Source organism: Planococcus koreensis (assembly GCF_004761975.1).
GTDB lineage: Bacteria > Bacillota > Bacilli > Bacillales_A > Planococcaceae > Planococcus > Planococcus koreensis.
The window spans coordinates 87,004-102,770 of record NZ_RQII01000019.1 but is presented as its reverse complement, the minus strand read 5'-3'; the positions used below and the strand labels follow the sequence as shown (position 1 = coordinate 102,770).

At 46.6% G+C, this 15,767-nt stretch carries 13 protein-coding genes and 1 other RNA gene; 2 read left to right on the top strand and 12 right to left on the bottom strand.

Translation table 11 applies throughout. From position 1 onward, the window contains the following. The first annotated feature begins 216 nt into the window (after positions 1–216). A complete protein-coding gene (locus EGV91_RS04600) occupies positions 217–1,422 on the top strand; it encodes an MFS transporter (protein WP_135501122.1) in 1,206 nt (401 codons plus the stop codon). A gap of 125 nt (positions 1,423–1,547) precedes the next feature. Here the strand turns inward: EGV91_RS04600 and EGV91_RS04595 are convergent, their stop codons facing one another. The 3 genes from EGV91_RS04595 to EGV91_RS04585 are packed head-to-tail and all read right to left on the bottom strand — an operon-like array spanning position 1,548 to position 3,489. Further along, on the bottom strand, positions 1,548–2,132 hold the full coding sequence (locus EGV91_RS04595; protein WP_135501120.1) for a class I SAM-dependent methyltransferase: 585 nt from the start codon (positions 2,130–2,132) through the stop codon (positions 1,548–1,550). Between the two features lie 20 nt (positions 2,133–2,152). Continuing rightward, a complete protein-coding gene (locus EGV91_RS04590; RefSeq protein ID WP_135501118.1) occupies positions 2,153–3,058 on the bottom strand; it encodes an NAD(P)/FAD-dependent oxidoreductase in 906 nt (301 codons plus the stop codon). 14 nt (positions 3,059–3,072) lie between these two features. After that, positions 3,073–3,489, bottom strand: a complete 417-nt coding sequence (locus tag EGV91_RS04585; RefSeq protein ID WP_135501116.1) for an Rrf2 family transcriptional regulator — start codon at positions 3,487–3,489, stop codon at positions 3,073–3,075. A 239-nt stretch (positions 3,490–3,728) separates the two neighbouring features. On the opposite strand from EGV91_RS04585, the gene EGV91_RS04580 reads away from it, so the two are divergent. After that, positions 3,729–5,201: an aldehyde dehydrogenase family protein gene (locus EGV91_RS04580; RefSeq protein ID WP_135501114.1), complete on the top strand. Its 1,473-nt coding sequence runs from the start codon at positions 3,729–3,731 to the stop codon at positions 5,199–5,201. Positions 5,202–5,507: 306 nt separating this feature from the next. Here EGV91_RS04580 and EGV91_RS04575 read toward each other — a convergent pair whose 3' ends face one another. The 9 genes from EGV91_RS04575 to tpiA all read right to left on the bottom strand — a co-directional run bounded on the left by EGV91_RS04575 (position 5,508) and on the right by tpiA (position 15,758). After that, entirely contained in the window at positions 5,508–6,926 is a 1,419-nt protein-coding gene (locus EGV91_RS04575) for a DUF4062 domain-containing protein (RefSeq protein WP_135501112.1), read from the bottom strand. A gap of 419 nt (positions 6,927–7,345) precedes the next feature. Further along, positions 7,346–7,698: a transfer-messenger RNA gene (gene ssrA / locus EGV91_RS04570) on the bottom strand. Positions 7,699–7,779: 81 nt separating this feature from the next. After that, entirely contained in the window at positions 7,780–8,244 is a 465-nt protein-coding gene (gene smpB, locus EGV91_RS04565; protein ID WP_135501110.1) for an SsrA-binding protein SmpB, read from the bottom strand. Positions 8,245–8,297: 53 nt separating this feature from the next. Then, positions 8,298–10,652, bottom strand: coding sequence for a ribonuclease R (gene rnr / locus EGV91_RS04560; RefSeq protein WP_135501108.1), 2,355 nt, complete (start codon positions 10,650–10,652; stop codon positions 8,298–8,300). 25 nt (positions 10,653–10,677) lie between these two features. Next, positions 10,678–11,424 carry an alpha/beta hydrolase gene (locus tag EGV91_RS04555; protein ID WP_135501106.1) on the bottom strand — a complete coding sequence of 249 codons (747 nt, stop codon included), beginning with the start codon at positions 11,422–11,424 and terminating at the stop codon, positions 10,678–10,680. Positions 11,425–11,831: 407 nt separating this feature from the next. Then, positions 11,832–12,059: a preprotein translocase subunit SecG gene (gene secG / locus EGV91_RS04550; RefSeq protein ID WP_135501104.1), complete on the bottom strand. Its 228-nt coding sequence runs from the start codon at positions 12,057–12,059 to the stop codon at positions 11,832–11,834. 96 nt (positions 12,060–12,155) lie between these two features. Continuing rightward, positions 12,156–13,451, bottom strand: a complete 1,296-nt coding sequence (gene eno, locus EGV91_RS04545) for a phosphopyruvate hydratase (protein WP_135501102.1) — start codon at positions 13,449–13,451, stop codon at positions 12,156–12,158. Between the two features lie 20 nt (positions 13,452–13,471). After that, positions 13,472–15,004, bottom strand: coding sequence for a 2,3-bisphosphoglycerate-independent phosphoglycerate mutase (gene gpmI / locus EGV91_RS04540; RefSeq protein WP_135501100.1), 1,533 nt, complete (start codon positions 15,002–15,004; stop codon positions 13,472–13,474). Next, complete coding sequence (gene tpiA, locus EGV91_RS04535) at positions 14,997–15,758, bottom strand: triose-phosphate isomerase (protein ID WP_135501098.1); 762 nt, start codon at positions 15,756–15,758, stop codon at positions 14,997–14,999. Before tpiA ends, gpmI begins: the two co-directional genes overlap by 8 nt. Between the last annotated feature and the right edge of the window lie 9 nt (positions 15,759–15,767).

Sequence of the window (15,767 nt, the reverse complement as noted above, 5' to 3'; positions counted from 1 at the left end):
CAATATCACTTTATCTTTTCACTATATCCATTATCTGATTAAATCGCCATTTATTTTCCAACTTTTTCACGTATAATAAAGTTAATAAAATCGCTCGATAAATCACCCCCAAGATTTATCTTTCAACCGAAAGGAGCATCACCCATGAACGTTTGTCCAATTTGATCCCCCCTTGAATAGACAGTATCCGAATTAAACTCTTGGGGGATAAGAATCATGAAACTGAATAGAAATTTTAACTTGCTGCTGGCCGGGCAGTCGCTTGCCAACACCGGCGACATCCTGTATATCGTCAGCGTCATCTATGCCATCTTTGAACTGACTGGTTCAGCCACAGCGGCAGCTTTTGTGCCGTTTACCATTACCGGTGCGATGTTTGTTTCGAACACATTAACGCCTCTGCTGATGCAGCGCTTTAACTTGAAATGGCTGCTGGCCGTTTCCCAGTTCGGGAAAACAGGCTTGCTGATAATACTTGCTTTGCTGCTGCCCCTGCTTTCTATGTCCAATTACACCCTGCTGTTCGCTGTGCTGGCTTTGATTGCGCTTCTTGATGGCTGCGCCAATCCCGTCACACGCTCGCTCATACCGGCTTATGTGGACAATAGCCTTCTCTTGAAAGCGAACAGCATCACCGAATCCGTGACGCAAGGCATTCAGACCGCCATGTGGTTTATCGGCAGCTCATTGTTGATCTGGCTCGCAGCAGACGACCTGCTGTGGTTAACAGCGGGATTGTTTTTATTGTCCAGCTTGTTATTAAGCCTTTTGGAGCCTGTCCATCTCCAGCCAGCCAAAGAGCAAGGCAGATGGCAGCAAATCACCAAAGGCTGGCAGACGGTGTCTTCGACGCCGGTTTTGAAACGCCTTGCGTGGATGGACGTGTTGGAGACGATCGCCGGCACGGTGTGGATTGCCGCCACCCTCTATGTTTTTGTCAGCGACGCCTTATTGGTGAACGAGAAATGGTGGGGCTTCATCAATGGCTCTTTCTTCTTGGGCTTGATCGGCGGCAGCCTTCTTTGCCTGCGCTTTGCCGCTTCGATTGAGAAGAACCTCGGCACATTCATTTTTGCCGGTGCTTTTCTCAGCAGTGCCGTAACGCTCCTGTTTGGAATGAATAATGTGCCATTATTGGCGCTGGCCCTATCTTTTCTCGTCGGCATATTCGGCCAGCTCAAAAACATTCCGCAGCAGACCGTCATCCAGACGAGCGTCCCGAGGGAGGCATTGCCGACCGTTTTCACGACGCTTGGTGCTATCGGCACCGGAACCTTCGGAGTCGCTTCCTTATTGATGGGTGTGCTGGCGGATGCATTCGGCATCCGCACCGTCTTTATGATCGCTGGCCTGTTGCTCGCAGCAGCCAGCCTGATCGCTTTTAAAGGGCGGATTTTCTTCTGGAAGACGGCGCAAGAATAAGACGAGAACTGAAAACAGGAGACAGCCGCGTATATCCGGCTGCCTCCTGTTTTTTTCTCAATTAGATACTTTAAAGACACTTGTTATCCTTAATTATAATAAAAAAATAGGCTTTTCACTGCCTCTTATTTCTGTGCAATCAGCACGTATAACGAGGCTGCTGGAAAGAATTTTTCTGTGATGCGGAAACCTGCTGCTGTTAGCGCCTCTTCCATCCCGGCTGACGTGATTCGCGGTGCTTTGTGAAGTGGATCGCTTTTTGGTTCAAGCTCGATGCACACCAGAAATCCTTCTTCTTTGAGAACCTTGCAGATCGCGTCCAAACTTGGCGCCAGCGGATTAATCTCGTGCAGCACAAGCGAAGCGATGACAAGGTCGATGGATGCGTCCGGCAATGGGATTCCGTCGCTTCCGGCATGGAGCCGCACAATGTTCGTAATGTGTTCCTCCTCCGCTTTTAACGCGATGATGTCGAGCATGCTTGGATCGATGTCCATGGCGTATACCTTGCCCATCATTTTTTTTGCCAACGGCAATGAAAAATAGCCGGTGCCTGCGCCGAAATCCAATACATTGCCGCTTTGCTGCAGAGGAATCTTGCTGAACAATTGCTCCGGCGAAAATTCACCTCTCCGCTCCCGGCTTTCCAAATACGCTATTTTCCCTTTGTGCGAATGTGTTTCGTGCGGCTTGCTTGAACTTTCATGCATTCTTCCATTCCTCCCTGTGTTTATTGCTTGAATTTCTCTTCGATCAACGCGGCATTTATGCAGATTGCGGCCATGCTGCCATCGGCTGCGGCCATGATCAGCTGCGAAGGCCCTGCCATCAAGGTGTCTCCACAAGCAAAGATGCCTTCTACATTGGTGCGTTTCATGCCATCCGTTTCGATGCCGCCGAGCGCATTCAGTTTACAGCCCAGCGAGGCACTTATGTCTGACGCCTGTACCCAGTGGGGTGCGATAAATCCTCCTTCACGCAATATAGCCGCTCCGCTTTCAAATTCGATTTTCTCCAAAGCTCCATGATTGCCGACCAATCGGGCAATTTTTTCTGTGTACACTTGGATCCCCTTACTTTCCAAAATGCTCCTCTCTTCGGCCGACAACAAAGCTTTGCCATTCGTACAGACGATCAAGTCATCGGTCCAATTCGACGCAACTTTCACTAGGTGAAACGCGTTTTCATTCTCCGAAATGACCGCAAGCGGCCGATCCCGCATTTCCCAGCCATCGCAGAACGGGCAGCTGAACAGGCTTTTGCCGTAAAACTCTTCAACTCTTTCCAAATCGGGAAGAACTTCTTTAAAGCCGGTTGCCAGAATAAGCTTTTTAGCCAGGAAAACCTTTCCGTCAACTGCTTTAAGCTCAAACAGCCCTTCCTTTTTACCGACATCCAGCACCCGCTGTTTTTCCACTTGTACATCCGGGTACTTGCCCAGTTCTTCTTGTGCAATCCTTTTCAACTCTTGCGGGTCGATGCCGTCTCTTGTCATAAAACCGTGGGATTCGGAAGTCACCGCATTGCGTGGTTGATTGTCATCAAACAACACGGTTTTTCTGCGCGACCGCCCCAAAACCAACGCCACATTGAGGCCGGCTGGACCTCCGCCAATTACTGCACAATCCAGTATCATCGCTTCTCCTCCATTCAAATCCTTTTTCTATGCTGTGCGGTTTCCGCCATGGCCACAATATCGCTGATAAGCGTATTGTCCAGTTCCACTTTCATGTTTTCTTCCGCCTGCCGCATGGCGTTTTCAATCAGGCAGCCTTCGCCGTGGTGAATCGAACAATCGAATAAATGCGTGTCCCCTTCAATCGCATTGATCACGTCCAAAAAAGAGATCCGGCTTTTCAAGCGGGCAATTTTGTAGCCACCTTTCACGCCTGTCATCGATTCAATCAACCCGGCTTTCGTCAGTTTGGTCAGAATTTTAGACAGGTACGTAGGCGACAGCTTTTGCATCTCCGCTAATTCCTGCACGCCGATTGTGCTGGTTTGCGGCAGCCGCATCAAATGCACCATCGTGTGCAAAGCATAATTCGTTGCATTGGAATATTTCATGGGAACCTCCTGAAGTTTTATTTTAAAGATATCAAAGACTCTTGTTGTCTCTAATTAAATCCAATTTAACATTGAAGGATAAATAAGTCAAACTTATGAAGTTGATTGAAGGTGTTTGTAAAGAAAGGTATGTAACTTGTTTAAAGTAACTAAGCAGAGGGGTAAATAGAGAAGGTGCATTTAACAAGGACCCGTTCGATCTTACAACGGGAACAAAAAAAGAATGGAGACGATTTTAAATGAAAACCGATTTTTCGAAGATTTATATAAATGGTGAATGGATTACAGGCTCGAGCGACAGCCAAATGAGAAACACGAACCCGTTCACAGGCGAAGAACTCGCCATTACACAAGCAGCTGATAAGAACGACTTGGACGCTGCCTACAAAGCTGCAGCGGAGGCGCAAGTGTCCTGGGCTAAAGAATTGCCGCAGACGAAGCGTGCAGTCATTGAAAAAGCACAAGAAGTCATGCTCGAAAACAAAGAGCTCATCGTCGACTGGCTCATCAAAGAAGCCGGGAGCACGTTTATCAAAGCGACGGTCGAATTCGGTGCATCGATCAACATCCTGAAAGAAGCGGCTACCTTCCCTTACCGTATGGAAGGCAAGATTCTTCCTTCCCAACAAGCAGGTAAAGAAAACCGCGTCTACCGCAATCCACTTGGCGTTATCGGCATCATCAGCCCATGGAACTTCCCATTGCACTTGGCGATTCGTTCGATCGCACCGGCGATTGCTACGGGCAATGCCGTTGTCATTAAACCCGCTACCGACACACCGATAACCGGCGGCTTGCTGTTCGCCAGCATTTTCGAAGCAGCCGGCTTGCCTAAAGGCTTGCTGAACGTTGTTGTAGGACGCGGCTCTGAAATTGGGGATGACATCGTTAAGCACCCGACACCGCGTTTGATTTCATTCACCGGATCTACGCCTGTCGGTAAACGCATCGGCGAATTGGCCGGCGGCGCCTTGAAGAAAACGGCATTAGAACTTGGCGGCAATAATAACTTCATCGTCTTGAATGATGCGAACATTGACCAAGCCGTCGATTCCGCGTTGTTCGGTAAATTCTACCACCAAGGCCAGATCTGCATGGCGATCAACCGCATCTTCGTCCACGAGGACATTTACGACGAATTCGCAGAACAGTTTATTGCCCGTGCCGGTAAAATAAAATTCGGCAATCCGGCTGAGCAGGATACCCAAGTCGGACCGCTCATCAACCGCGATCAAGTCGACCGCATCCTAAAAGACATCGATGCAACTGTTGAACAAGGCGCTAAATTGCGTCTTGGCGGCAATGCTGATGGCAACGTCCTGGAGCCGACTGTATTAACAGGCGTCACCAACGAAATGCCGCTTGCGGAAAACGAAATCTTCGGCCCTGTAGCCATCCTGATTCCGTTCAAAACCGATGAAGAAGTAATCGACATGGCCAATGCCTATCCATTCGGATTGAGCGGAGCCGTCCATTCTTCCAATATCGACCGCGGCACGAACATCGCCCACCAAATCGAAACAGGCATGATCCACGTCAACGACCAATCGGTCAACGACGAAGCGCATATGCCATTCGGCGGCGAAAAAGAATCCGGCCTCGGCCGCTTCAACGGCGAATGGGTCCTTGAAGAGTTCACCACCTTGAAATGGCTGTCAGTGCAACACCAGCGCCGCCAGTACGGAGCGTTTGTTGATAATACGAAAGAATAAAAAGCAAAAACCGGCAAGCCCTGACACGGGCTTGCCGGTTTTTATCTAAAATTTCTTTGCAAGAACTGACAGTCATAAATTCCCTCTTTTTAAATCGCTGACAAACTATTGCATGAAATTTTTTTGCTAGTATAGGATATTTAACAATAGGCAATATACTTGGAGAAGAAAACAATCAAAATTATGATTCTAATTAAAATTCACCAAAAAATATACTAAAATAGTTTTAGCTTGTTTAATTTCCACATATTTCTCAAATGATTTGCCTACTTTCATTCCTAAGTATAAAACTTTTATGCTTGCTATTTAGAAATCTGGTTTTGGCCAAACAATATCCCATATATTTTCATTGTTTATTTTATAAAATGATTCAGCCCTAATCGATTTAGAATTGTAACCAAGCAGAGCATCTATAATATTTTGTGGGTAACCAAGACTAGACATCAGTCGGGCAAATGTATCTCTCAATGTCCTTGGACTGATATTTCTTGAAAGAGTAGATCTACTTTGTATATTATCTATTTCATCTTGTATGCCTCTATGACTTATTTGCCTATATGGCCTTCTTTGAGAAATAAAAAGATTGTCTAATTCATCTTGTCTACTCTGTAAATATTCTTTTAAGTGCTTCTCTGCTTTTGTTGTAAAGAAAACGACTCTTTCTTGTTCTCTAGAATCTTTTATTCGAATAGTCTTATTGTTCCAATCAATATTACTTATAAACATTTTCTTTATTTCTGAAAGATGGCACCCCGTAGATAGCAGTACTTCTAACAATGCTCTTTCTCTTAAAGTAATACAAGATTTGCGTAGTTCAAGTAACTCTTTATCATTGAGCGCTTTGTTTCCAGCTTTGTTAAATTTATAAGTCGGTATTTTTTTTACCGGATTCCTTTCAATTTTCTTTTCTTCAATTAACCAATCAAAAAATACATTTAGATTTCCTCTTGTTTTTTCCAAAGAGCTTTTAGATTTCAATGAATAATTATCTTCTCTATATATAAGAAATTCTTTTAAGTGAGAAGTTTCAATATTGTCTATACTATAACCCTCAAAATAATTTTGGAAAATTTTTAATTCTAATCTATACATATCTAAAGTATCTTGAACCCTACCTTGTCTTTTCTTTTCTTCTAAGAATTTTTGTACATTAAATTCAATATTCAAATGATTCGGATCTAACTTTTCGTTTCCTCTTACCCAACCTCTAAAATGATACTCACTATTATCTTTTTCCATAAATTCCTGAAGAGCTGATAAAACTTCTGTAGAAATTTGATTAATCTCTTCAACTTCCTTTACATAATGAGACATTATAGTTTGCTTAAAAGAGTTATACTTTTGAATAGACGGGTTTTCACTTTCATGTTCATAGACTTGCAAATTGATATTCCCACTTTTTTTATTAGCTAAATATTGTTTATTTAAAACTATAGAGACAACTGGAATTTGGTTATGGAGTGCGAAATCATATTCTAAATGTGTGTAGCTTTTACTGCTCTCGGGTTCAATAGATCCATACCTTCCACCTATTATAAGTAATAAAACATCCGAATTTTTTATCCATTCTTGAATTATTGCCCATTGCGTTTTGTTACTTGGAGCAAATAATTCCATTCCAGCAGGAATATGTTTAGCTCTTAGTATACCTTCAACTGCTTTCTGCCTTTCTTGTGTTAAATCCAAATAAGTTGAAGACACAAATATTTGAAGCTTCTTATTCATATTTTCTCCTTCTATTAAATCAGATTTTAATAGTATTTCTACATTACAAAAACTTTAACTCCTCAGCACAATTGTTATACTAAATCCTAATTTTACCAAAACCATTAACTTTCTACAATGAAAAAATTAAAATAGTCTGACAAATGTTTATTTTTTTTATTAAAGTTATGTTATAATTTCTTATTTAATTTTAATATCAAAATATCTTGGCCTTCTTTTTTTGTGGATTGCAGCGGAGGCCGGCGTCTCATGCGGGAAAGCGGAGTGATGAGACCCCGCAGGAGCTTGCGACGAGGAGGCTCAGCGCTTCGCCCGCGGAAAGCGTCCGGCCGTAGCGGAAATCAACATATATATACAACAAAAAACGCCAAAACCTACTATCTAGGTTTTGGCGTTCTTCGTAAAATCCTTTTTCTCCAAAATGGAGACGGCGGGAGTCGAACCCGCGTCCAGAAACTCCGCTACTTGAGCGTCTACGCGTGTAGCTTACTTATTAGGGTTTCATGCGTCAATCTGCCAATAAGCGGGCGTCCTGGGCACTAACTTGCGAATCTCTTGCATGCAGCTCAAGTGGCACTGCCTGCCGTATCCCACTAAAGTTGAGCTTTACCCAGCCACATGGGCGATGGATAGATAAAGCAGATCCGAGCTTACGCTGCGAATGCTAGGTTTTGGTTTGTTTTGCCAGTTGTTATAAATGCGTTTTTACAGAGCCGACCCTCTGACGCGCAACCCAAGCCCAGATCATCCCTGTCGAATCCGTAACGTCCCCTCATATTAAAGGAACACGGAAAGGCGATCAGCCTTATGTGCTATACCATTAGTATAAGACAAGATTGGTCAGACTTCAAGCTTAACGGCTGCGTTCTTTCATCGCACGGTCAATTTCCCGTTTCGCGTCTTTCTTTTTCAAGTCCTGGCGCTTATCGTAGTTCTTCTTCCCTTTACCGACGCCAAGCAGCACTTTCGCATAGCCGTCTTTCAAGTACATTTTCAGCGGGATGATTGCTGCTCCCTGCACTTTCGACACGCCAATCAATTCATTGATCTGTTTTTTATGCAAAAGCAATTTCCGGACTCTCGTTGGATCATGGTTGAAGATATTCCCCTGCTCGTACGGCGCGATGTGCATATTGGAAATCCATGCTTCTCCGTTCCGGATCCGCACAAATGCATCCACCAGCTGGACCTTGCCGTTGCGGGCAGATTTGATTTCTGTCCCTTGCAGGACAATGCCAGCTTCGATTGTTTCTTCAATCGCGTAATCGAAGCCGGCTTTTTTGTTCTGGGCTATGACTTTCCCTTCACCCTTTGCCATATTGCTTCACCTCATAATTGATAGAAAAGAGCGGCTGGAGAGCCGCCCCCTCATTATTTCTTTTTGCCTCCGCGTTTCGCGGCGCCTTCGTAAAACTTCTTCTTCTGGCTTTTCGGTTTGCGCCCTGGAGCTTCTCCCGGTTTGCTTCCCGGTTTTCCGCCTCCGCCTGGCTTCCCGCTGCCGCCTCGGCCTTTGCCTTTCGCGTCTCCGTCCCGTTTGCCGGCACGGATCACTTTCGGTGCATCTCTGCTTGTGCGGCGCTTGCTTTGCGGCATGCCGACAATTTCGAAATCAATCGAAGATTCTTCTGGTTTTACCCCGATTACTTTGATCTGGATTTCATCGCCGATGCGGAATTGGCGATTTGTGCGTTCGCCGATCATCATCATCTGGCGGTCGTCGAAACGGTAGAAGTCATCTGTCATATTCGAGACGTGGACCAAGCCTTCAATCGTATTCGGCAACTCGATGAACAAGCCGAAATTCGTCACCGACGAAATGATACCTTCGAATTCTTCGCCGATTTTATCAGCCATGTATTGAGATTTCTTCAAAGCATCCGTATCGCGTTCAGCATCGACTGCACGGCGTTCGCGCGCTGATGTATGCTCCGCGATGTCGTCCATGTTCGCTTCCCAATGCATGATCGTCGCTTTCGACAAGTCTTTATTGATCAAATACGTACGGATCAAGCGGTGGATGATTAAATCCGGGTAACGGCGGATCGGTGAAGTGAAATGCGTATAGTATTCACTTGCAAGACCGAAATGCCCGACGCTGTCCGATGAATATTTCGCTTGCTGCATCGAGCGCAGCATCATCGTCGAAACAACCGCTTCTTCAGGTGAATCTTTTATCGAATTGATGATTTCCTGCAGCGCACTCGGTTCGACTTGCGTCCCGCTGCCTTTGACAACGATCCCGAAATTCGTAATGAATTCAAAGAAACGCTGAAGTTTTTCCGGCTTTGGATCTTCGTGGATCCGGTACAACGATGGCACTTCCATGTGATGGAAATGTTCAGCGACTGTTTCATTGGCAGCCAGCATGAACTCTTCGATCAATCGTTCAGAAACCGTCCGTTCGCGGACAACGACATCAATCGGATAGCCTTCTTCGTCAACAATGACTTTCGCTTCCTTGAAATCGAAATCGATTGCCCCGCGGCGCATGCGGCGTCCGCGAAGAATTTCGGCCAAGTCCTTCATCAATTCGAACATCGGCACCAAATTCGTGTATTTTTCTTTCAATTCTTTATTGTCGAGTTCCAGAATTTCATAAACGTCCGTATACGTCATACGCGCTGACGTATTGATGACACTTTGGAAAATGTCATGCGACAACACTTCGCCCATATCGTTGAAGATCATTTCACACGACAGTGTCAAACGGTCGACTTGCGGATTCAACGAGCAAATGCCGTTCGACAAACGGTGTGGAATCATCGGAATAACCCGGTCTGTCAGGTAAATACTCGTTGCGCGGTCATAAGCTTCGCGGTCAATCGGCGAACCTTCCGTCACGTAATGGCTGACATCGGCAATATGGACACCTAATTTATACGTGCCGTCTTCCAATTTCACTACTTGAACCGCGTCATCCAAATCTTTCGCGTCGGCGCCATCGATTGTCACGATCTGCTCCCCGCGCAAGTCGCGGCGATTGTTCAAATCAGCTGGATCGATTTCTTCCGGCACATCATTCGCCTGGTCAAGCACGTCCTGCGGAAATTCCGTTTCGATGCCGTGTTTATGGATAATCGACAAAATGTCAACGCCCGGATCGTTCTTATGGCCAAGAATCTGTGACACCATGCCCGTAGCGGACTTGCGCCCTTCCGGCCAGCCCGTGATTTCAACAACCACTTTATGGCCATCCACTGCGCCAAGCGTATCATCTTTGGCAATAAATACATCCATATTCATCTTTTTGTCATCCGGCACAACAAAGCCGAAACCGCGGTTGTCCTGGAACGTGCCGACCACTTTCGTCGTACCGCGCTCCAAAATGCGGATGATTGCGCCTTCGCGGCGATCGCCAGATGATCCTTCAGAAACACGGATCATGACTTTATCGCCATTCACTGCCCCGTTCACTTCTGTCGGCGGAATAAACACATCGTCCAAGCCCGTCTCTTCCGGAGCCACAAAGCCGAAGCCTTTGGCATGCCCGATAAATTTACCGCGCATCAAATTCATGCGTTCAGGGACGCCATAGCGGTCAGCGCGCGAACGCACCAGCAGCCCTTTTTCTTCAAGTTTCACCAATGTTTTCACAAGTTCCTTGAACTCATCCGCATCTTCGAAACCGAATTGTTCTTCAATTTCTTTTACAGTTAACGGATTATACGCATCTTCGCGCATAAAGGTCAATAAACGTTGTTCAAGCGACATTTCATTATTAGCCATTCCCAATTCCTCCTATTCGAAATTCTCACACGCTCCAATCGAGCGATTCAAGAAATTCTAAAATATCTTCGTGCAATTGTTCTTTCTCTTTATCAAGTGTAATGACGTGCCCCGATTCTTCGTACCACTTGATTTGTTTATCGATCGACTCTGCCTGATCGTAAATGACATTGGCCGAATCGGTATCGATGACATCATCCAACGTGCCTTGGACCACGAATAGCGGCGCATAAATATGATCCACCTGTCCACGCACTTCCTGGATCAGTTCCCGGAGATACTGCAAAGATTCCATCGGGCGCTCCTGGAACTTCTTCATTTCCTCTTCGATAAGCGCGTCGTCTTTTCCTTCATATTTCTTGTATTCACGCGCATATTTCAACACGCCCTCGTACATCAATTCAGTCGTTTTCATGTACATCGGAGCGCACATCGTCACAAGTCCCTTTATGGGGAATGTATACCCTAACTTCAGCGCGAATACGCCCCCAAGCGACAATCCGGCAACCGCGATTTCTTCATAGCCTTCTTCTTTCAATTGTTCATAAGCCGACTCGACATCCTGCCACCAATCTTCCGGCCCCGTCGGAATCAGTTTCTCCGGCTCCACGCCATGCCCCGCATAATGCGGCGCAATCGACGTATAGCCGTTTTTCTCAAGAAAGCGGCCCAGCATCCGGACATCCGCTGAATTCCCTGTAAATCCATGCAACAACAAGACCGCTCTCGGGCCTGCTTTAAAGAAAAATGGTTTTGGCTGCGAAACTCGCATAAAAATCCTCCATTCATTTGTTCAGTATTCATTGAACACTCCAAGTGTTAGTTTAGATAGAATTCCTAGCTTCATCCCCCGCTACGGACGCTTTGGGCATGACTCTCGCCATGAGACGAGCCCTTGACACGCCTTAGCTAAGATATCTCCCGATATGGAGCAAAACAGCGGAGACGCCTGCGGGAAAGCGAGACAGCCGAGACCCCGCAAGGAGCGAAGCGACTGAGGAGGCTTGGCGCTCGCCCGCGGCAAGCGCAGCTGTTTTGCGGAATATCGATATTTATAAACATTAATATAACCTTGAGTTACCGCTTTGTTTTCTGGAATATCTGCAGCTACTTATTATTATATCGTTATAAAAAGAAAACGCCTAACCAGTGAAATGGTCAGGCGATTAATCGTCTACATTAAGCTTTAGTTACGGCAATAGCCAAAATAAAGAATAAGGCAGCAAGTACAATCGTTACCCGATGAAGGACCAAGTCTACTCCACGAGCTTTTTGCTTGCCGAAAAGTTGCTCTGCTCCACCGGAGATGGCTCCTGAAAGACCTGCACTTTTTCCTGATTGCAATAATACGACAACAATTAAAGCGAGCGATACGATAACCAATAAGGTTACTAACAACGTATGCATAAATTCCACCTCCTGAAAAGAACTTCCACAACAAGAACTAGTTTACCAAAAACTTATAAATATGACAATAGCAATAGAAGAACTAACGCTAAAGCCTTATTTTTTCAAGTTGTAGAAAGTTTTCAAGCCAAGGTATTGTGCAGAATCGTTGAGCTGGTCTTCGATGCGCAGCAATTGGTTGTATTTCGCAACACGGTCCGTACGTGAAGGCGCACCTGTTTTAATTTGGCCGGCATTTGTCGCAACTGCGATATCCGCAATCGTCACATCTTCCGATTCGCCTGAACGGTGGCTGATGACAGCTGTGTAGCCTGCGCGCTTCGCCATTTCGATTGCATCAAATGTTTCTGTCAATGTACCGATTTGGTTAACTTTGATCAAGATCGAGTTTGAGATGCCTTCTTCGATTCCTTGAGCCAATTTTTTCGTATTCGTTACGAACAAATCATCGCCGACCAATTGAACTTTGCCGCCGATGCGCTCAGTCAATAGTTTGTGGCCAGCCCAGTCGTTTTCATCCAAGCCGTCTTCGATTGAGATGATCGGGTATTTTTCGCAAAGCTCTGCGTACCAGTCAACCATTTCAGCAGACGTTTTCACCGTGTTATCGCCTGGCAGGTTATAAACGCCTTTTTCTTTATCGTACAATTCAGATGAAGCCACATCCATTGCCAGCAATACTTCTTCGCCTGGCTTGTAGCCCGCTTTTTCAATTGCTTCAATGATCGTTGATAAAGCTTCTTCGTTTGAACCAAGGTTCGGTGCAAAACCGCCTTCATCGCCTACTGAAGTGTTATAGCCTTTTTCTTTCAATACGCTTTTCAGGTTATGGAAAATTTCTGCGCCCATGCGCACTGCGTCGCGGAAAGTTTTTGCCCCGACTGGCATAACCATGAATTCCTGGATATCAACATTATTGTCAGCGTGCTCGCCGCCGTTCAAGATATTCATCATCGGCACCGGTAATTGCTTCGCGTTCATGCCGCCCAAGTATTGGTACAACGGGATATCCAAGTAATCTGAAGCTGCGTGCGCAACTGCCATGGAAACACCAAGGATTGCATTCGCGCCTAAACGCCCTTTGTTTTCTGTGCCGTCAAGCTCGATCAACGCGTTATCGATTGCCACTTGGTCAAGGACCGAAAAGTTTTCTTCGATTTCAGCAGCGATTTCATTGTTTACGTGGTCAACCGCTTTTAGTACGCCTTTACCAAGGTAACGGCCTTTATCGCCATCGCGAAGTTCAACTGCTTCGTGCTCGCCAGTTGATGCGCCTGAAGGAACGATTGCTCGTCCGAATGCGCCGCTTTCTGTGAATACTTCAACTTCAATAGTAGGGTTTCCTCGTGAATCTAGTACTTCGCGTGCAAGAATGTCAGTGATAATCGGCATTTAAAAACAGCTCCCTTAGTTTAGAATAATGGTTTTCCGGTCATTTCTGCCGGTTGGTCAACGTTCAATAATTTCAAGACAGTCGGTGCCAAATCGGCAAGAATACCGTCTTCTCTCAGCACGACGCCTGGTTTCGTAACGATTAATGGTACTTTATTCGTCGTATGCGCCGTCATCGGATTGCCTTCGAGCGTCAGCACTTCGTCAGCATTGCCGTGGTCCGCTGTGATAACGGCCGCGCCGCCTTTAGCGTGCAATGCTTCGACGATTCTGCCGAGGCATTCGTCGACGACTTCGATTGCCCGGATTGTCGGCACCAGCATTCCGCTGTGGCCCACCATATCCGGATTTGCAAAGTTCAAGATGATGGCGTCAAATGCATCATCATTGATCTCCTTCAATAATTGGTCCGTCACTTCGTACGCGCTCATTTCCGGCTTCAGGTCATAAGTCGCCACTTTCGGTGAATCCACCAAAATGCGCTTTTCCCCCGGAAATACATCTTCACGGCCGCCGCTCATAAAGAACGTGACGTGTGGATATTTCTCGGTTTCGGCAATGCGCAATTGGCGCAAACCGCTTTCCGATAATACTTCCCCGATTGTATTTTCCAGATCCAGCGTATCGAATGCGACCCGGGTCGGCAATTCATCGCTATAGCTGGTAAAGGTAACAAACGTTAAATTCTGTGGTTTATTCGGTCCTTGCGGGAAGCCTTTGAAATCTTCCTTCACAAATGCCGATGTCAGTTGAATGGCGCGGTCCGGACGGAAATTGAAGAACAGGACAGAATCGCCTGTTTTAATCGTCCCCACTGGTGCGCCGTTCTCAGTCACCGCGAACGGCAAGACGAATTCGTCATTGGCGCCTGTTTCATAGGACTTGGCAATTCCTTCGCTCGCGCTTTCCGCTGCTCCGCCGACACCGTCGACAAGCACACGGTAGGCGAGTTCAACCCGCTCCCAGCGATTGTCGCGGTCCATTGCGTAATAGCGGCCGCTGATGGAAGCGAACTTGCCGACGCCGATTTCAGCCATTTGGCGTTCGGTTTCTTCTACATATTTCAATGCAGTCTGAGGGCCGACATCGCGGCCGTCCAAAAATCCATGTACATAGACTTCAGTCAGTCCGTGCTGTTTCGCAAGTTTCAATAACGCGAAAAGGTGCTCGTAATGGCTGTGGACGCCGCCGTCAGACAGCAGCCCCATCAAATGAAGTGCAGTGCCGTTTTGTTTGGCATTCGCAACAGCTTCCAAAAATGCTGGATTGCCGAAGAAATCGCCGTCTTTGATCGATTTATGGATGCGCGTCAAGTTCTGGTAGACAATCCGTCCGGCGCCGATATTCAAGTGCCCGACTTCGGAATTGCCCATTTGCCCTTCCGGCAAGCCGACCGCTTCACCGGATGCCGTCAGCAAGCTGTGCGGATATTCATTCCATAATTGATCGAAATTCGGTTTTTTCGCCTGAGCCACTGCGTTCCCGAAGTTTTCTGCCCGGAAGCCGAAACCGTCCAAGATAATCAATGCTACTGGATACTCTGTATTACGCATGCAATCCCGCCTCTAGCAATTTCACATAAGACTCCGCTTCCAGGCTCGCTCCGCCGACTAATGCACCGTCAATGTGCTCCATGCCCATCAATTCTTCGATGTTCGCTGGTTTCACACTGCCGCCGTATTGGATGCGTACTTGCTGTGCTGTATTTTCATCGTAAAGCGATGCCACTTTTTTGCGGATAATGCCGCAGACTTCATTGGCATCTTCCGCAGTTGCCGTTTTGCCTGTGCCAATCGCCCAGATCGGTTCATATGCAATGACCGTTTGAGCTGCCTGTTCTGCTGACAGGCCTTTCAGCCCTTCAGCCACTTGCTGTTCGACGATGTCGCCTGTAGAACCGCTTTCGCGCTGTTCCAAGCTTTCACCGACGCACATGATCGGCGTGATGCCGTATTCAAACGCGGCATGCACTTTTTTGTTGACGGAAGCGTCCGTTTCGTTGAAGTATTGGCGGCGCTCCGAATGGCCGATAATGGCGTATTGGATGCCAAGATCCGCTAATTGCGCAGGGCTGATTTCGCCGGTGAACGCTCCTTCTTTTTCTTCGTGCATCGTCTGCGCCCCGATGTGTAGCGGGCTGCCTTCCGTTGATGTTGCCAGCTGCTGCAAAAACAGCGCTGGCGCACAAATAACTGAATCGACTTTGTCCGCGTCCGGCGCGAGGCCTTTCACTTCTTCGACAAATTCTTTTGCTTCAGAAAAAGTTTTATACATTTTCCAGTTTCCTGCTATAATCGGCTTTCTCAACAAAACCAC